19 protein-coding genes are annotated in these 17,867 nt (G+C 36.1%); all 19 read left to right on the top strand.

The features are described from left to right. Positions 1–6 precede the first annotated feature (6 nt). The 19 genes from nuoN (at position 7) to AAG068_RS26295 (ending at position 17,852) form a co-directional block, all read left to right on the top strand. The gene (gene nuoN, locus AAG068_RS26385) at positions 7–1,521 is read left to right on the top strand and encodes an NADH-quinone oxidoreductase subunit NuoN (protein ID WP_342719821.1); all 1,515 of its coding nucleotides are present in this window, start codon (positions 7–9) and stop codon (positions 1,519–1,521) included. Positions 1,522–1,733: 212 nt separating this feature from the next. After that, on the top strand, positions 1,734–1,970 hold the full coding sequence (locus AAG068_RS26380; RefSeq protein ID WP_229134070.1) for a DUF1146 family protein: 237 nt from the start codon (positions 1,734–1,736) through the stop codon (positions 1,968–1,970). A 51-nt stretch (positions 1,971–2,021) separates the two neighbouring features. Then, a complete protein-coding gene (locus AAG068_RS26375) occupies positions 2,022–2,726 on the top strand; it encodes a YwmB family TATA-box binding protein (RefSeq protein WP_428845979.1) in 705 nt (234 codons plus the stop codon). A 39-nt stretch (positions 2,727–2,765) separates the two neighbouring features. Next, positions 2,766–4,070: a UDP-N-acetylglucosamine 1-carboxyvinyltransferase gene (gene murA / locus AAG068_RS26370; protein ID WP_000411264.1), complete on the top strand. Its 1,305-nt coding sequence runs from the start codon at positions 2,766–2,768 to the stop codon at positions 4,068–4,070. Between the two features lie 359 nt (positions 4,071–4,429). Then, positions 4,430–5,449: a stage II sporulation protein D gene (spoIID, locus tag AAG068_RS26365; RefSeq protein ID WP_342716416.1), complete on the top strand. Its 1,020-nt coding sequence runs from the start codon at positions 4,430–4,432 to the stop codon at positions 5,447–5,449. Between the two features lie 279 nt (positions 5,450–5,728). Then, positions 5,729–6,736: a LytTR family transcriptional regulator DNA-binding domain-containing protein gene (locus tag AAG068_RS26360; RefSeq protein WP_342716415.1), complete on the top strand. Its 1,008-nt coding sequence runs from the start codon at positions 5,729–5,731 to the stop codon at positions 6,734–6,736. Between the two features lie 180 nt (positions 6,737–6,916). After that, entirely contained in the window at positions 6,917–7,759 is an 843-nt protein-coding gene (locus tag AAG068_RS26355) for an ABC transporter ATP-binding protein (protein ID WP_342716414.1), read from the top strand. Then, on the top strand, positions 7,759–8,463 hold the full coding sequence (locus tag AAG068_RS26350) for an ABC transporter permease (protein ID WP_061680835.1): 705 nt from the start codon (positions 7,759–7,761) through the stop codon (positions 8,461–8,463). Before AAG068_RS26355 ends, AAG068_RS26350 begins: the two co-directional genes overlap by 1 nt. Positions 8,464–8,624: 161 nt before the next feature. Then, the gene (locus tag AAG068_RS26345) at positions 8,625–9,530 is read left to right on the top strand and encodes a M23 family metallopeptidase (RefSeq protein ID WP_342716413.1); all 906 of its coding nucleotides are present in this window, start codon (positions 8,625–8,627) and stop codon (positions 9,528–9,530) included. A 141-nt stretch (positions 9,531–9,671) separates the two neighbouring features. After that, the gene (locus AAG068_RS26340; RefSeq protein ID WP_000008905.1) at positions 9,672–9,806 is read left to right on the top strand and encodes a hypothetical protein; all 135 of its coding nucleotides are present in this window, start codon (positions 9,672–9,674) and stop codon (positions 9,804–9,806) included. Positions 9,807–10,112: 306 nt separating this feature from the next. Next, positions 10,113–10,385: a sporulation transcriptional regulator SpoIIID gene (spoIIID, locus tag AAG068_RS26335; protein ID WP_000544012.1), complete on the top strand. Its 273-nt coding sequence runs from the start codon at positions 10,113–10,115 to the stop codon at positions 10,383–10,385. A gap of 161 nt (positions 10,386–10,546) precedes the next feature. Further along, positions 10,547–11,548, top strand: a complete 1,002-nt coding sequence (locus AAG068_RS26330; protein WP_000457984.1) for a rod shape-determining protein — start codon at positions 10,547–10,549, stop codon at positions 11,546–11,548. A 422-nt stretch (positions 11,549–11,970) separates the two neighbouring features. Further along, positions 11,971–12,405, top strand: a complete 435-nt coding sequence (fabZ, locus tag AAG068_RS26325; protein WP_000931959.1) for a 3-hydroxyacyl-ACP dehydratase FabZ — start codon at positions 11,971–11,973, stop codon at positions 12,403–12,405. Between the two features lie 336 nt (positions 12,406–12,741). Beyond that, positions 12,742–13,449, top strand: a complete 708-nt coding sequence (locus AAG068_RS26320) for a CpsD/CapB family tyrosine-protein kinase (RefSeq protein WP_428846009.1) — start codon at positions 12,742–12,744, stop codon at positions 13,447–13,449. A gap of 273 nt (positions 13,450–13,722) precedes the next feature. Then, positions 13,723–14,466 (top strand): YveK family protein, encoded by a 744-nt coding sequence (locus AAG068_RS26315; protein ID WP_342716406.1) that lies wholly within the window; start codon positions 13,723–13,725, stop codon positions 14,464–14,466. Continuing rightward, the gene (locus tag AAG068_RS26310; protein WP_342716405.1) at positions 14,456–15,157 is read left to right on the top strand and encodes a CpsD/CapB family tyrosine-protein kinase; all 702 of its coding nucleotides are present in this window, start codon (positions 14,456–14,458) and stop codon (positions 15,155–15,157) included. The genes AAG068_RS26315 and AAG068_RS26310 overlap by 11 nt, the downstream gene beginning before the upstream one ends. A gap of 107 nt (positions 15,158–15,264) precedes the next feature. Then, positions 15,265–16,032, top strand: a complete 768-nt coding sequence (locus AAG068_RS26305; RefSeq protein ID WP_342716404.1) for a tyrosine-protein phosphatase — start codon at positions 15,265–15,267, stop codon at positions 16,030–16,032. A 241-nt stretch (positions 16,033–16,273) separates the two neighbouring features. Continuing rightward, positions 16,274–17,155: a UTP--glucose-1-phosphate uridylyltransferase BpsC gene (gene bpsC, locus AAG068_RS26300; RefSeq protein ID WP_342716403.1), complete on the top strand. Its 882-nt coding sequence runs from the start codon at positions 16,274–16,276 to the stop codon at positions 17,153–17,155. Between the two features lie 61 nt (positions 17,156–17,216). Next, positions 17,217–17,852 carry a sugar transferase gene (locus AAG068_RS26295; protein WP_428846008.1) on the top strand — a complete coding sequence of 212 codons (636 nt, stop codon included), beginning with the start codon at positions 17,217–17,219 and terminating at the stop codon, positions 17,850–17,852. The last annotated feature ends 15 nt before the right edge of the window (positions 17,853–17,867 follow it).

Genomic DNA, 17,867 nt, shown 5'->3' with positions numbered 1-17,867 from the left:
ATGGATATGAATACGTTACTTAGCTTATCTTGGCATCTCATGGTGCCAGAATTCATTATTCTCGGAGCTGCCATCCTTCTTTCCATATGTGATTTGTTTTTTAAGCTGAACCATAGATATGTAGCGCTGAGCGCAATCGCAGCTATCGTATTAGCAATCGTCTCATTAATTACGCTATACGGTGAACCAGCGGGAGATATTTTAAACGGATCGTTTGTGTTAGATGGGTTTTCAAAAGGGTTTAAAACGTTGTTATTAGGCGGAGCTGCTCTCATTTTATGCACCGCAATGAGCGATGATAAGAAGAATCCAATTGAAGATAAGGGAGAATATTATTACTTATTTTTAATGGCACTTCTTGGGGCTATGTTTATGTCTTCTAGCGTTGATTTCATTACACTTTTCGTCGGCTTAGAATTGCTTTCACTTTCTTCGTACATTTTAGTAGGAATACGAAAAAAGAACCGTGCATCAAATGAGGCGGCCATGAAATATGTCATTAATGGAGGAATCGGAACGGCCATTACGCTCTTTGGAATGAGTTATTTGTACGGTATTACAGGGTCAACCAATATCGTGGATATGCAAAAAGTATTCGCAGGGGAGCTTGCAGGTGGTATTCAGTTATTGTTAGCTCTCGCATTTCTACTATTACTCGTTGGACTCTCGTTTAAAATTGCAACAGTACCGTTTCACATGTGGGCACCAGATGTGTATGAGGGAGCGGCTACACCTGTTACCGCCTTTCTAGGGACGATTTCTAAAATTGCAGGGTTCCTACTCATTATTCGTCTGTTCCTCATGGTTTTTGCAAGTGTATCAGTGCAAGGAGACGTGCAATCTTTATACGGACGTATGAGCATATACATTGCTGCATTGGCGAGTATTACGATGATTATCGGAAACGTAGTCGCATTAAAGCAATATAACGTAAAACGCCTATTTGCCTATTCGGGAATCGCACATGCGGGGTATTTACTCGTTCCGCTTGTCGCATTATCGCCATTTACGATGGATAGCATGTGGTTTTACATGCTTGCGTATATGCTGATGAATATAGGCTCATTTGCGATTATCCACGGCTTAATCTTACAAAGCGACAAAGAAAATATCACCATTTTCACTGGATTATATAAAAGGTCGCCATTCACAGCGATTGTAATGACGATTTTTATTTTATCGTTGGCCGGGATACCAGGAACAGCTGGTTTCATCGGGAAAATTAACATCTTTTTAGGTGCACTTCATGTAGAGCCAGCTCATTACGTACTAGCTTCTATTATGATGGGAACGACAGTCATTTCATTCGTATATTATTTCCGTATTTTACAGCAAATGTTTTTCAGAACGGGAGAAGTAGAAGAGAAGATTCATTTGCCATTTAATATAAAGATTGTAATGAGTCTTTGTGCAATTTCTATTGTAATACTAGGGATTATGCCGATGATTGGATACAATTTCTTTTATGAATATTTTCCATTAATGAAAGATTTCTTCTTTCTAGGGAACATGGTACAATAGTGAAAATAAAAGGTGTGGAGTCGTTACTCTGCGCTTTTTATTTTGTGTGAACTACAAATGAAAATGCATATAGGTATACGTTTTTTTAGAGAAAATTATGATGTGAAATGTAAGATGCTTATTTGTATTTGAAAAAGTGTGGCTCCTACTTATTATGGTATCGTTTTTATAGTATTCTATAGGTAGTAGCTAGGTAAAAAGGGGTCGATTTTTTGGCACATCTTTTAGGGCAACAAGCACTGATTGCCATTGTTTCGCATTTATTGTTTATTACCATTACGTGGTGGGCCTTACAAGGTATCCACATTGAGCGTTTAATGAAGCCTGGAAAGGTAATTCAGACGAGAGTATTACTCATCCTAATTACAATTGCAATTGGGACATCTGTAAGTAACTTTTTCCTTGATTATTTAGGCTATTCAAAGAGTTTAACGTATTTAGTAAAGTAAGTGTATAGAACCTCATATCTCCGTTAACAATGGGGATAGGAGGGGATGAAATTGAAGCTTAAAGCCATTCTTATTGTTGCATTGAGTGTTGTTTTATTTTTGGTTGGATATAGAGAGATGAAACCGATCAGCGATGAACAGAAAATAGAGAGCATGATTGCATCCTTAGAGAAAAATGATGCTAAAGTAGAGAAATGGTCATGGTTAGCGCGAGAAACAAAAACAATTTCTAATATACATACGTTTCAAAAGTTGTTAAACGATGTGAAGGACAAGGCAAATATTCAAAAATGGGAATTAGAGCAATCTCCAGATGGATATAAAGCTACATCTTATAAAAAGTTCTCTTCTCATGAAGAACGAGTAGTAGTAACTTGGAGTAAGAAAAATACTAAAGAAAACACTTTCATTATTTTTGAAGTGAGCGGGGCGAAATGGGACCCAAAGTACATTCAGAAAACAAATAAAATTTTTAGTGAAAAACCTATAATTTACACTTGTGTTCAAGGTGTACTGAATGATAAGATTGAAGGTGTTTTGCAAAATAAAACCAATCAGGTTTTGAAAGATCTTTCAGCAAGAGCGATCGAACAGATAGAAGAAAGAGCATTTGTGTCAGTCTCCGCATACAATAAAAAGTGGGATGACGCTCTTTCAACAAATAGAGAGAAAATAAATGTGCAAATAGCAATGCGTTCTACAGACAACAAAGATACAATTGTGGTTGGCACACCGATCATAACTTCTGAGTATTGAGTGAATAGATACTGAAAAAAGGACACGGAGGGGAATAATTTGGAAAAGATCATCGTCCGTGGCGGAAAGCGGTTAAACGGCACAGTGCGTGTTGAGGGCGCAAAAAATGCTGTATTACCTATAATCGCTGCAGCCCTATTAGCGAGTGATGGAAAGAATGTACTATCTGAAGTACCAGTTTTGTCTGATGTATACACAATTAATGAGGTATTACGTCATTTAAATGCTGAAGTCGTATTTGAAAATAACCAAGTAACAATCGATGCTTCTAAAGAGCTAAACATTGAGGCACCATTTGAATATGTACGTAAAATGCGTGCATCTGTTCAAGTAATGGGACCATTACTTGCGCGTAATGGTCGTGCTCGTATTGCACTTCCTGGTGGATGTGCAATTGGTTCACGTCCAATTGACCAACATTTAAAAGGCTTCGAAGCAATGGGAGCAAAAGTACAGGTTGGTAACGGTTTTGTTGAGGCATACGTTGAGGGAGAACTAAAAGGAGCTAAAATTTATTTAGACTTCCCAAGCGTGGGCGCGACAGAAAACATTATGTCTGCAGCTACATTAGCAAAAGGGACAACAATCCTTGAAAACGCAGCGAAAGAACCAGAAATCGTTGACTTAGCTAACTTCTTAAATGCGATGGGAGCGAAAGTACGCGGAGCTGGAACTGGAACGATTCGTATCGAAGGCGTTGATAAATTATATGGTGCGAACCACTCTATTATTCCTGACCGTATTGAAGCGGGAACATTCATGGTTGCAGCAGCAATTACTGGTGGAGACATCTTAATTGAAAATGCTGTACCTGAACATTTACGCTCAATTACAGCGAAGATGGAAGAAATGGGTGTTAAAATTATTGAGGAAAACGAAGGTGTACGTGTTATCGGCCCAGATAAGTTAAAAGCGGTTGATATTAAAACTATGCCTCATCCAGGTTTCCCAACAGACATGCAATCACAAATGATGGCATTATTACTACAAGCTGATGGAACAAGTATGATTACAGAAACGGTATTCGAAAACCGCTTTATGCACGTTGAAGAATTCCGTCGTATGAATGCTGATATTAAAATCGAAGGTCGTTCTGTTATTATGAACGGTCCAAACAGCTTGCAAGGTGCTGAAGTAGGCGCAACTGACTTACGTGCTGCAGCTGCATTAATCTTAGCTGGTTTAGTATCAGAAGGTTACACTCGTGTAACTGAGTTAAAGCATCTTGACCGTGGTTATGTAGATTTCCATAAGAAATTAGCTGCATTAGGTGCAACTATTGAACGTGTAAACGAAAAAGTAGAAGAAGTGAAAGAACAAGAAGTTTCTGATCTTCACGCTTAATTGAAATAGTCTCTACGTCTGTTGACGTAGGGGCTATTTTTTTGGGTTATTACTGTTATAGTCAAGAAATTCTATACTTATGCACGTACCAGTGAAAAAATTTAGAAAATTTTCATTTTATCCCACTTTAATGGGCAGTAAGACCCCCACCTCAAAATTCAGCGAAAGCAAAGAAGTTAGGTGGGGGATCAACTGCCCATAAAAGTCCGATTGGTTCAACTAATAATCAGTGGGGATGAAGAAAACCCCCCACTGATTAAAGTTTCACTTTATACAGGTCCCCTTAAGTATGTTCTAAAAGAAAGAGTTGTTCCATAAGAATGAATGGAGTAAAGCTTTTTTATATTGGGGGAAATAAGATGAAATTTTCAAAGCCACTTTTTATTACAGTAGCGCTTCTTATAGCGCTCGTTATCATTGTACCTGCTGCTCTTGTTATTCCGTTTGCGAAAGCAAAAATAGGGGAAGAAGCAGCTTCTAAAACTCCTCCAGCGATAGAAAGTATACCAGCTCCAGGGAAAGTGGATACAGCGGTTCAAGTGGCTGTATATCGCGAGAAACAGAAGAAGGTAGAAACATTACCTATGGAGGAGTATGTGACCGGTGTAGTAGCTTCTGAGATGAATGCCAGTTTTGAAATAGAGGCGCTAAAGGCGCAGGCATTAGCAGCGAGAACATTTGTAGTCCAGCGTATGCTAAGCGGAGGTAAGAAAAACAATGCGGACGTGACAGATACGGTGAAAGATCAAGTGTACAAAAGTAAAGAAGAATTGAAGAAACAATGGGGCAATAACTACGAAAATAACTTGAAAAAAATTGAAGAAGCTGTTTCGAAAACCGCAGGACAAGTTTTAACGTATGATGGAAAACCAATCTCAGCATCCTTCTTCTCAACGAGTAATGGCCGGACAGAAAATGCGGCTGATTACTGGGGAAATGATTATCCGTACTTAAAGAGCGTAGATAGTCCGTGGGATCAAACTTCTCCGAAATTTACGAGCGAGCAAACCTTTACCGTAGCTGACTTTCAAAAACGTCTCGGTGTGAAAGTGCTAGCAGACGGAAAAGTTGGTGATATTAAAGGGCGTACAGAAGGAAAACGTGTAAAAGACGTAGCATTTCAAGGGAAAACATTAACCGGAAGAGATGTGCGTGACAAATTAGAGTTACGCTCTTCTGACTTCACTTGGAAGCAAGAGGGAGATAAAATCGTCGTTACAACGAAAGGCTTCGGCCACGGCGTCGGTATGAGCCAATACGGAGCGAACGGCATGGCAGCGGAAGGTAAGAAATATACAGATATCGTCGCTCATTACTATAAAGGCGTTGAAATAAAGACGATGAATGATTATGAAGGAAAGTTAATGGTGAAGAAGTAGTGTGCAGAATAGACCGTCCCAAGAGGTATATTGGGACGGTTTTTCTTTTTTTGGTAGATAAGTTATTTTTGTCGAATCGTAGATATACTTTAAAGTGTGATAAGTATATTTGAAAACCCTCAATGTTCGGCGGTGAGAAGACATAGAGGAGCTTTTACCTCGTTTTCACTCTTTTTATGTTTTCATAGTTTTATAATACGTTAAAATGCTGTATTAAATATCATAATTTTCCATTAATTGTTTGGTATAATAGGATAAAAAGCATTTGGGGGAGACAAAATGGCGTTATTGGAGTTGAGACAATTAGGGAAGACGAACCAGTTACCAGCAGTTGAACTGAAGGTGGAACAAGGACAATGTGTTGTTTTGCAATGTAATAACCATACAGCTAAAGTGTTGCATCGCATTATTATTGGTGAGGAAGAAGCTTCAACTGGCAACGTGCTATTTGAGGGAGAATCGATCGGAAAGAGAAATTATTCTCGCATCGGCTTTTGTTTTTTGAAAGATGAGGCATATGATCGTTTGAAGGTAAAGGAATATTTTAAGTTTTTAATAGGGCTTTATGAATCGAATATGAGTACGGAAGAAGTTATACAATATGTCGGCCTTTTAGATAAGTTAAACGTTAAAATAGAAAAATTATCATTTTCAGAGAAACGTCGCCTTCATATTGGGCGTGTTATGATTCATAATCCAGACTTAGTTATTTTGGAAGAGCCGGAGCAAAATGTAGATACAGAGAGTACGATTATTATTCGAAAAGCAATTATGAAAATGAAAGAGCAAGGAAAAGCGATTTTCATTACGTCATCGTTTCTATCGGACGCCCTTTCGTTAACAGAAGATGTATACATATTAAACAATGATGGTGTGAAAAAAATAGAAATCGAACAAGAAGAAATTGAAGAGGTGGATGAAGAAAAGGTTGTTCAAATGATTCCGCAAATGAAACTTGAAAGAATTCCAGCGAAAGTAAACGATAAAATCATTTTACTTGATCCGATGGAAATTCATTTCATTGAAACGCAAAACGGAGTGACACATATTCATGTGCGCGAAGGTGATTTCGTATGTGCATTAACATTAAGTGAACTAGAAGCGAGATTAACAGGTTTCGGGTTCTTTAGATGTCATCGCTCGTACCTTGTGAATTTACAAAGAGTACGAGAAGTGATTACGTGGACTCGTAATAGTTTTAGTTTAATTTTGGATGACGAAAGAAAAAGTTCAATCCCGCTTTCAAAAGGGCGAATGGATGAATTAAAAGGTGTGATTGGGCTATAAAAATTGTTCTAATAAGCTCAAAAAACGATTCATTCACCGGTAAAAATACTCCTTTTACCGGTATTTTACTGCGTAAACTCTTTGTTTTTCATATGATTGAGTCAAGAAAAGCGAAACAAACAAACGAAAAGCGCTAAAGCGACTTTCATCTATAAAAGAAAAAACAAAGGGGATGACGAGATGACATTGGCAATTGAAATGAAAGATGTAATGAAAAGTTTCAACGAAAAAACGGCACTTCGAAATGTAAATATTGAAGTGAAGCAAGGAGAGATTTTTGGGTTCCTCGGACCGAGTGGATCTGGTAAAACAACAACAGTAAAGATTTTAACTTCTCAACTACTTCATAGTGTTGGAACGGTAAGGGTACTAGGCAGAGATATTACAGGACCAAACAGCATCGATTACAAACGAATTGGTATTTTAACAGACAACAGCGGTTTATATGAGAGACTTAGCATTTATGATAACTTACTACTATTTTGTGACTTATACGATTGTAAAAAAGAACGAATCGATGAAGTGTTAGCACAAGTGAATCTATTAGATGATAAAAAAACATTGGTAAAGAAACTATCAAAAGGAATGAAGCAACGCGTTACACTAGCAAGAGCAATTCTTCATAAACCAGATATCCTCTTTTTAGACGAACCAACATCGGCACTCGACCCAGTTAACGTACAAAACATTCATAAAATCTTAAAAGACTTAAATATAGAAGGAACGACGATTTTCTTAACGACGCACAACATGGACGAAGCAGAAACGCTTTGTAACCGCATTGCCTTTCTGTGTGGCGGAGAAATTGTAGCGCTTGATACACCGGAGAACCTTCGCTTACAATACGCGAAAGATCAAATACAAGTCGTTTTAAAGGATAAGAAGAAAGAAACGGTACAAAAAGATGAATTAGGTGCAAAACGCATTTCAGAGTGGATGAAAAAAGGAGAACTATTATCCATTCATTCTTATGAGCCAACGTTAGGTGATATCTTTATTGAAGTTACTGGGAGGGGATTATAATGACATTTTCAATGAGACGTGTATCAGCTATTTTTAGAAAAGAAGTACAGGATTTTAAGACAAATTCACAAGTTTTGTTAATGGCATCTTTACCAATTATATTTGCATTTATATTTAGTCGATTTGGAGAAGGACAGGCAGGAGTTGGCATCATTACTTTAATGTCCTTTCTATTTGTTGCAGGGTTTGTTCAATCAATGGTAATTGCAGAAGAGAAAGAAAAACATACGTTACGTGTGTTAATGCTATCACCGGCTTCTTCTGTTGAAGTCCTTCTTGGTAAAAGTATATTAACAGCATGTTTAACATTAGGTATTTCCATTGTAAACTTATTCATTCTAGATCAATTAAGTGGAAATCTCTTATTGCTAGCACTTATTTTCTTATGTGGAACAATTCTATTTATCTTAATTGGAACAGTGATTGGATTACTAGCTGAGTCTGTCCCGCAAACATCACTAATTGGAATGCCGATATTAATGACGATGTATTTAGCTGTACAATTTGAACCAATGGTTGAAAATAAAATGATTAAGACAATGATTAGTTATCTTCCAACATCTCATCTTGAAAAAGCAATTAAAAGCTTAGTGGAGGGTGCTGGGTTTAGTAGTATTAGTGGACATATGCTAAATGTTGGAGTGTGGCTTATTATTTCACTTATTGCATGTTTAATCGTATATAAAAAGAAACAATTGGACTAAAAACTGAGCTGAAACGCTCAGTTTTTTCTTTTTTCAATCATTTCCTCGGAAATTTTACAATTACTATACATATTTTTACAGATTTTGTCGAAAAGTAATTAGTTATAGGTTGTATAGGATACGTGAATATTGTTCAAAATGATTGCTGAGGTGATGATGGAATGCGAGGAAGAAATAATAAAAAGTCGCAAAAGGTAGTACATTTATTTCAAAAAAGATGGGTGTTTCCGGCACTATACATTGCTTGTGCAGCAGTAATCTTAATGGTTGCGTTATGGTTCCAAGGAGCTAATCCGAAGAAGACTCCGAACCAAGATCAAGCAACACCGTATACACAATCGGAAGATCCAGCAGTACCAGTAACGAAATCTTCAGAAGTAGTGAAAATGCCAGCTGCCGCGAGTGTGGAAGTAGTCGTACAGAAGAAATTCTATGAAGATGCAGCAACTGAGGCGGAACAAGAAAAAGCACTTGTCTTTTATAACAACACATATTCCCCAAACAAAGGAATTGACATTGCTGCGAAGAATGGAAAAGAATTCAATGTTACAGCTGCTTTAAGTGGTACAGTAACGAAAGCTGAAAAAGATTCACTTCTTGGTTATGTTGTAACAGTTGATAGCGGAAATGGTGTAGCAGCTTCTTATCAAAGCTTAGGCAGTGTAAAAGTAGAAAAAGGTGCACGAGTTGTACAAGGTGAAGTATTAGGAAAATCCGGTCTAAGTGCAATGAATAAAGAAGCAGGTTCTCATGTTCACTTTGAAGTACGTAAAGACAATGTGGCTGTGAACCCTGAGCGCTACTTAAATAAGTCAGTAGCAGAAATTAAAGCTGATGCAGGTGTTGCAAAGGCAACGAACGCTTCTGGTAAAAAAGCTGAAGACAAATCTCAAAAAGAAGAGAAGTCAACGAGCACGACACCAGAAAGTAAAACAGAAGACAAGTCTCAAAAAGAAGAGAAATCAACAAGCGGTTCGACTAGTGACAAAAAAGAAGAACCGAAGAAAGAAGAAAAATCAACAAATGGTTCTACAGAATCATCTAACAGTTCTTCTTCACAAGAATAAGAAAGTGAAAAAATCAGTTCCCACTAGGAGAGCTGATTTTTTTATTTTTATATGAAAATACTCAATTTCGAGAAAAAAGTTGCAATAACAAGGAAAAATGACGAGATTCTCGAATATATATTACAAAAGGGAGGGGATACTGTGTCATTTTTGTTTGTTCTGTCGACTGCTATTATTTTATTGTTTGTTTTATTCACTTTATATTATTACATTGCCAGTAAGAAAGAGGTTCCCCACCATCAATTATTAGAAGAAGAGTTTGAACGAGAAGAATGACACCTTATATATAAGGTGTCATTTTTTTCGCCAAAATAGTCACTGTTAACGTATTTCTCACAAAAAATGTAATTTTTCTTAACTTAGTCCGCAAAAATAGTGAACATGTAGCATATATCAGTAGTGCGGGCAATACAATGGTATAAACCAAAGCAAAGAGAGTGTTTGAGGTGAGAAATCGTGAATCATTTCATTATAAATCCAAGAATGTTTAACGCTTACAAACAGCACTCACACTTACTTCTTAGTCGTATGCAGCGAGGCTCATTTCACCCTTCTCACATCCAAATTAGGGAGGCGAGTGGTGTGCACGATTACATCAAAGAGAGAACTATCAAGATTGGTAAGTATATCGTGGAGACAAGAAAGACAGTGCGTGTCATTGCAAAGGAATTTGGGGTATCAAAGAGTACAGTCCATAAAGATTTAACGGAACGTCTACCAGAGATTAATCCAGAGCTCGCAAATGAAGTGAAAGAAATTCTTGATTATCATAAGTCTATTCGTCATTTAAGAGGCGGAGAAGCAACAAAGCAAAAGTATAGAAAAGAAGATGTAGAAAAGCCGGTACGTCAATAAATATGCGATCGTAAACATCCCGTTTCAATTCGGTAATATTTTTCAGAAGAATTCTTTTTGTGAATATTACGTTTCTGTTAAATTTATGATAAAATCAGAAATTAGGTGTAAAAGAATTCGGGTGTAACCTGATTTTGAATATCGAGGAGGAAAAAACGGGAATGTTTGCGCGAGATATCGGAATTGACCTAGGTACGGCTAACGTATTAATCCATGTTAAAGGTAAAGGTATTGTATTAAATGAGCCATCTGTTGTTGCTATTGATCGTAACACAGGTAAAGTATTAGCAGTAGGTGAAGAAGCAAGAAGTATGGTGGGACGTACGCCTGGTAATATTGTAGCAATTCGTCCACTTAAAGATGGTGTAATCGCAGATTTCGAAATTACAGAAGCAATGTTAAAGTATTTCATTAACAAATTGGACGTAAAGAGCTTCTTTTCAAAACCTCGCATTTTAATTTGTTGTCCAACAAATATCACATCAGTAGAACAAAAAGCAATTCGTGAGGCTGCTGAACGTTCAGGTGGTAAAACAGTATTCTTAGAAGAAGAACCAAAAGTAGCCGCAGTTGGTGCTGGTATGGAAATCTTCCAACCAAGCGGTAACATGGTTGTTGATATTGGTGGAGGTACAACAGATATCGCTGTACTATCTATGGGTGATATTGTTACCTCTTCCTCTATCAAAATGGCTGGCGATAAGTTTGATATGGAGATCTTAAACTACATTAAACGTAAGTATAAGCTATTAATCGGAGAACGTACTTCAGAAGATATTAAAATTAAAGTTGGTACAGTATTCCCAGGTGCACGTAGCGAAGAGCTTGAAATTCGTGGACGTGACATGGTAACAGGCTTACCACGCACAATTACAGTATGCTCTGAAGAAATTACAGAAGCATTAAAAGAAAATGCAGCTGTTATTGTACAAGCTGCAAAAGGCGTACTAGAGCGCACACCACCAGAATTATCTGCGGACATCATCGACCGCGGTGTTATTCTAACAGGCGGTGGAGCTTTACTACACGGTATCGACATGCTTCTAGCAGAAGAACTAAAAGTACCAGTATTAATTGCTGAAAACCCAATGCACTGCGTTGCGGTTGGTACAGGCATTATGTTAGAGAATATTGATAAATTACCAAAGCGTGCTTTGCGATAAAGTGAGAGGAACTAAGGTGTAAACCTTAGTTCTTTTTTTGTATTTTTATTTTTTTATTTCGATTTATTGAGAAAATAGAAGAAAAATAAAGAAAAACGAAGAATATAGGTAAAATATTCATATATATGGTTAAATTTAATATTTCCTTATTTGAAAACGTTTATAATATAATGAGTCGAATACGACATTAAGGCAAATAATGTTTTAATACATATTGCCTTTCCCTAATCTGGGCATACACTCTTTTCTACCTCCGTGTCAGTTGCAAGTATATGCAACTATTTTAAGGGAATAGAGTGTGTGCATTTTTTTATAAATAGGAAGTAAAGTTTCACTTTATAATGACAAACAATAAACAAAATGGGATAATAAACAATATGTCCAAGTGGTAAGACCAATATTACAAAAGGGGCGATTGTTACATGCTAAATATAGAACAAATTAAAGAAATCATTCCTCACCGCTATCCATTTCTACTTGTTGATAAAATATTAGAAGTAGATGAAGGAAAAAGAGCAGTTGGAATTAAAAATGTATCCGCAAACGAAGAATTCTTTAACGGGCACTTCCCTGACTATGCAGTTATGCCCGGTGTACTTATTGTAGAAGCATTGGCACAAGTTGGTGCTGTTGCTGTATTAAAGAAAGAAGAAAACCGCGGAAGACTTGCTTTCTTCGCTGGTATCGACAATTGTCGTTTCAAAAAACAAGTACGTCCAGGTGATCAACTTCGTCTAGAAGTAGAAATGACACGTGTACGTGGTCCAATCGGAAAAGGAAAAGCAATTGCAACAGTAGATGGTGAAGTTGCATGTGAAGCGGAAATTACATTTGCGATTGGTGATAAAAAAGAATAGATGTGAATTAAAAAAATTCTTCTGCAATAGGCAGAAGAATTTTTTTAATTCATGTATTTTTTGTTCGAAATATTAAAATGCAGAGTAATCAGAATTCTTATTGTAAATGAATGGAAGTTCGTATATAATGACGCTATAAATATCTTGGAATTAAGATAAATGATAGCGCGATAAAAATAGAGAAGTCGTTGTCACATTATAGAAGGTGTAAGGTAGGACAAAGGTTATTCTGATTCGTTAAGATAAATTGTAGAGGAAAGTAATGGAGAAATTTAACGGTAGAAGTAAATGAAAAATTGGCGTAGCATATCGAGCATAAAAGAGAAAAAGGGGAAAATGACGTATTCTGAAAAAGGAGACTATAACATGTTCGGGAGAAAGAAAAGAAAGCCATTAAGACAATTAATTACAAATAAAGAGCCTAAATCACGCATTGCGGAACAATACCGTAATATCCGTACAAATATTGAATTTACATCTGTAGATAACCATATTCGTTCTATCATTGTCACTTCAGCAGATCCAGGTGATGGGAAAACAACGACCATTTCTAATCTAGCAGTTGTTTTTGGACAGCAAGGAAAAAAAGTATTGTTAATTGGAGCTGACTTACGTAAACCTACATTGCAAAATTTATTCGCTGCACACAATCCAAATGGATTAACGAATCTATTATCAGGACAAGCATCGTTTGTGCAATGTATTCAAAAAACAGACATAGAGAATGTATATGTTATGTCAGCAGGTCCAATTCCACCAAATCCAGCGGAGCTACTAGGATATCGTAAAATGGACGAGTTGCTTCTAGAGGCATATAAGGTGTTTGACATCGTTCTGATTGATACACCACCTGTATTGGCCGTTACAGATGCGCAAATACTAGCAAATAAATGTGATGGAGTTGTATTAGTAGCGCGCAGTGAAAAAACAGAAAAAGATAAACTAATAAAGGCAAAACAAATATTAGATAAAGCATCAGGAAAGCTACTTGGTGTTATATTAAATGATAAAAAAGAAGAACAAGAGCAATATGGATATTATTAGAAAATAATGTATGGAATAGTAATTTTTAAAGCTGGTAATTTTTTACTAGCTTTTTTGAATTGTTTTAAAATTCATTATCGCATTATACAAAAAAAATGATATAATGGAATTTTTGGCAAATTGATGGAATGTGTTGTCATATTTAAGATTATTTTGTAAGATTATATATGTTTTTAAATAACAATCGTACATACATATTACTAAAATAAAAAAATGTAAGATTATATGTTATAATTTTTCTTATGTGCAAATTTTAGAAAGTTGGAGGAACTTATGGAAGAAACAATTAGTTTGAAAGAGTTATTTCATATTTTAAAAAAACGTTTAGCAATGATCCTCGTAATCGCCTTTGGTGCAGCTATTGTAAGTGCTATCATTAGCTTCTTCTTTATGACACCAATCTATCAATCTTCTACGCAAATTCTTGTTAACCAGAAGAAACAAGAGGGTGCAATGTTTCAAGCTGGAGAGGTTCAAACGAATATTCAATTAACGAATACATATAAGGTTATTATTAAAAGTCCAGTAATCTTAGATCAAGTGAATGAAAAATTAAATTTAAATATGACACCGCAAGCGTTAACAGGAAAGGTTAATGTTGCAAATGAAAAAGATTCACAAGTCATTTCTGTAACAGCTGAGGATAAAGATCCAAAATTAGCTCGTGATATCGCAAATGCTACTGCGGATGTATTTAAAGGTGAAGTTGCAAAAATTATGAACGTGGATAACGTAACAGTGCTCTCTAAAGCAGAAGTTGCAGAAAATCAATCTCCGATTAAACCACGTCCAATGTTAAATGTAGCAATTGCCTTCGTTGTTGGCTTAATGGCTGCAGTTGGTCTTGCCTTCTTACTAGAATACTTAGATAACACAGTGAAAAAAGAAGAAGATGTAGAAAACTTACTTGGTTTACCAGTGTTAGGTATTGTAGCTCGTATGGATGAAGAAACAATGAACGTGAAATCGCACGCTCCATCATCAAGAAAAGTGAGGGGACAAACAATTGGCTCTTAATTTATTTAAAAAGAAAAAAAATCACCGTCAACGTCGTCAATTAATTGCTCATCAACAACCGAAATCACCAATTTCAGAACAGTATCGTAATATTCGAACGAATATCGAATTTGCAGCTGTTGATACGAATTTACATTCATTAATGGTTACGTCTGCAAACCCAAGTGAAGGTAAAACTACAACAACAGCGAATATGGCGGTAGTCTTCGCTCAGCAAGGAAAGAAAGTATTATTAATTGATGCAGATATGCGTAAACCAGCGATGCATCAAATGTTCCAAGTCGATAACATTGTTGGATTAACAAATGTGTTAACGCATAGTGAGCGTTTAGAAAAGTGTGTACAAACAACATCAGTTGATAATTTACACTTTTTAGCTTGCGGTCCAATTCCGCCAAATCCAGCAGAATTATTAGGATCAAAATCGATGCAAGAGCTTCTTGCACAAGCATACAGTATGTACGATTTAGTCATTTTTGATTTACCGCCAATTTTAGCTGTAACTGACGCACAAATTATGGCGAATGTATGTGATGCTTCTATTCTTGTTGTTCGTAGTGAATCGACAGAGAAAGAAACAGCAGTAAAAGCAAAAGGTTTGTTAGAATCAGCAAAAGGTAAACTGCTAGGCGTTGTCCTGAATGATCGTGAACGTGAACAGGGCTTATATTATTACTACGGTGCAAATTAATTAAAAGAGTGAGATATGGAAGAACATATCTCCTTTTTTCCCTTGAATATGAGATTTCTCATATTCAAGGGAAAAAAGATTTATATGAGAGAGGGAGGATGAAACAAATGATAGATTTACATTGTCACATTTTACCTGGTATCGATGACGGTGCACAGACAGTAACAGATAGTTTAGTGATGGCACAAAAGGCAATAGAGGAAGGTATTCATACAATTGTCGCAACACCACACCATCAAAATGGAAAATATATAAATGAGCGTACCTCAATTATTCATCAAGTAAAACAGCTAAATGATGAACTGCAACAACATAATATTCCACTTACCATTTTACCGGGGCAAGAGGTCAGGTTATATGGTGACATATTAGAAGACTATGAAGCGGGTAAAATCGTTACTTTAAATGAAACAAACAAATACATATTCATTGAATTTCCATCTAATCATGTACCTCGTTATGCAGAACAACTATTTTATGAAATACGTGTAAAAGGAATGATTCCAATTATCGTTCATCCGGAACGTAATGCCGAGTTAATCGAGCGGCCAGATAAGTTATATAATCTCGTCAATAAAGGTGCATTAACACAAGTGACGGCAGGGAGTATCTTGGGGGAATTTGGAAAAAAGATTAAAAAATTCTCACTACAACTTGTAGAACATAATTTAACCCATATGGTCGCATCAGATGCACATAATACAACATCAAGAGGATTTCATTTAGCAGAAAGCTATGAACTAATAGAGAAAGAATTTGGTGCAAGTGTTATGAATGATTTAAGAGAGAATCCGTATTTAATGATTAGCGGGAAAGCAATTTATAAAGAAGATCCAGAACAAATTCGTCGTAAAAAGTTGTTTGGCATCTTTTAAATAAAGAACAGGTGATGTCTCCTAACCGTTATCAACGGAGGCACTCGGTCGTGCTGTGGGTAGAAATTTTTATTTCGAACCTACCTTAGACGCTTGTCGTCGGGAGTATGGCGTGAGGATGGGTTAGATGCCCATAATTTATTTGTAATAGAAACTCTACCTATGGAGTTATAAGCATGACTTTATAGGTAGGGTTTTTGTTATTGTTACATATGAATAAAAGGATGTAGGGGGACTAAAATTGAAAAAAGTAAGAAAAGCAATTATTCCAGCAGCTGGTCTTGGGACGAGATTTTTACCAGCGACGAAAGCGATGCCGAAAGAAATGTTACCTATTGTTGATAAACCAACAATTCAATACATAATAGAAGAAGCAATAGAATCAGGAATTGAAGATATTATTATTGTTACTGGAAAAGGAAAGCGCGCGATTGAAGATCATTTTGATCATTCATTCGAACTAGAACAAAACCTTTTAGAAAAAGGAAAGTATGAAATGCTTGAAAAGGTACAAGCTTCTTCAAGAATTAATATTCATTACATAAGACAAAAAGAACCAAAAGGGCTTGGTCATGCAGTGTGGTGTGCACGCAAGTTTATTGGAAATGAGCCATTTGCGGTATTACTTGGTGATGATATTGTCCAAGCGAATACACCATGTTTACGCCAATTAATGGATCAATATGAAGGTACACAGTCGTCAGTTATTGGTGTGCAAACAGTACCTGAAAATGAAACACATCGCTACGGTATTATCGATCCAGTTGAACAAAACGATCGTCGTTATCAAGTACGTCAATTTGTTGAAAAACCAGAAGAAGGTACAGCACCATCCAATTTAGCAATTATGGGTCGTTACGTATTAACGCCAGAAATTTTTACATTCCTTGAGAATCAACAAACGGGTGCTGGTGGAGAGATTCAGTTGACAGATGCAATTCAACGTTTAAATGAAATTCAACGTGTATTTGCTTATGATTTTGAAGGAACTCGTTATGATGTTGGGGAGAAGTTTGGTTTTATTAAGACAACCATTGAGATGGCACTTCAGCATGAAAATTTAAATGAAGAATTAATAAATTACATGAATGAAGTTATAAAAAGAGAAAAGGTAACTGTATAAAGGAAAGGTGATATATTTGGGTAATCGTGAAATAGTAAGTGAGTCATTAGAACAAAGTACGTTGGAAATAAGGAAACCTAGTGGTATATATTTATGTTTAAAAAGAGTAATGGACCTAAGTGGAGCAATAGTTGGATTGATAATCTTTTCTCCAATTTTTCTTTTAATCTCAATTTTATATATGACAGGGGATAATAAAGGTCCTGTCTTTTTTAAACAGATTCGTATGGGGAAGAATGGAAAAGAATTCTACATTTACAAATTCAGATCAATGATTGTAAATGCGGAAGAGAAATTAAGAAGTAATGAAGTATTATATAAAAAATATATAGATAATAATTATAAATTAGAACCGAGCGAAGATCCACGCATAACAAAAGTAGGCCAATTTTTAAGAAAGACTAGCTTAGACGAACTTCCACAATTTTTAAATGTTTTAAAAGGTGATATGAGCCTTGTTGGCCCAAGACCGGTGGTACAAGAAGAGTTGGTAGAGTATGGAGAAAGAAAAGATGAGTTTTTATCTGTAAAGCCAGGTCTTACAGGTTATTGGCAAGTAAGTGGGAGAAGTGATGTAGGATATCCAGAGAGGGTAGATTTAGAGTTATATTATACTTATAATGCATCATTATGGTTGGATATTAAGATTTTGTTATTAACTGTCAAGGATGTTGTATTGGGCAAAGGGGCATATTAAATTTTTTGAGTTGTT

It is taken from the genome of Bacillus paramycoides, from assembly GCF_038971285.1.
Taxonomy (GTDB): Bacteria; Bacillota; Bacilli; order Bacillales; family Bacillaceae_G; genus Bacillus_A.
This window is presented reverse-complemented; position numbering and strand designations above follow the sequence as displayed.

Excerpts from the sequence above, each read along its gene's own strand:
- AAG068_RS26350 (WP_061680835.1), top strand. The coding sequence starts at position 7,759 with ATGACATTTTCAATGAGACGTGTATCAGCTATTTTTAGAAAAGAAGTA.
- AAG068_RS26355 (WP_342716414.1), top strand. The coding sequence starts at position 6,917 with ATGACATTGGCAATTGAAATGAAAGATGTAATGAAAAGTTTCAACGAA.
- AAG068_RS26345 (WP_342716413.1), top strand. The coding sequence starts at position 8,625 with ATGCGAGGAAGAAATAATAAAAAGTCGCAAAAGGTAGTACATTTATTT.
- AAG068_RS26330 (WP_000457984.1), top strand. The coding sequence starts at position 10,547 with ATGTTTGCGCGAGATATCGGAATTGACCTAGGTACGGCTAACGTATTA.
- AAG068_RS26305 (WP_342716404.1), top strand. The coding sequence starts at position 15,265 with ATGATAGATTTACATTGTCACATTTTACCTGGTATCGATGACGGTGCA.
- AAG068_RS26315 (WP_342716406.1), top strand. The coding sequence starts at position 13,723 with ATGGAAGAAACAATTAGTTTGAAAGAGTTATTTCATATTTTAAAAAAA.
- AAG068_RS26320 (WP_428846009.1), top strand. The coding sequence starts at position 12,742 with ATGACGTATTCTGAAAAAGGAGACTATAACATGTTCGGGAGAAAGAAA.
- fabZ (WP_000931959.1), top strand. The coding sequence starts at position 11,971 with ATGCTAAATATAGAACAAATTAAAGAAATCATTCCTCACCGCTATCCA.
- nuoN (WP_342719821.1), top strand. The coding sequence starts at position 7 with ATGAATACGTTACTTAGCTTATCTTGGCATCTCATGGTGCCAGAATTC.
- spoIID (WP_342716416.1), top strand. The coding sequence starts at position 4,430 with ATGAAATTTTCAAAGCCACTTTTTATTACAGTAGCGCTTCTTATAGCG.
- AAG068_RS26360 (WP_342716415.1), top strand. The coding sequence starts at position 5,729 with ATGGCGTTATTGGAGTTGAGACAATTAGGGAAGACGAACCAGTTACCA.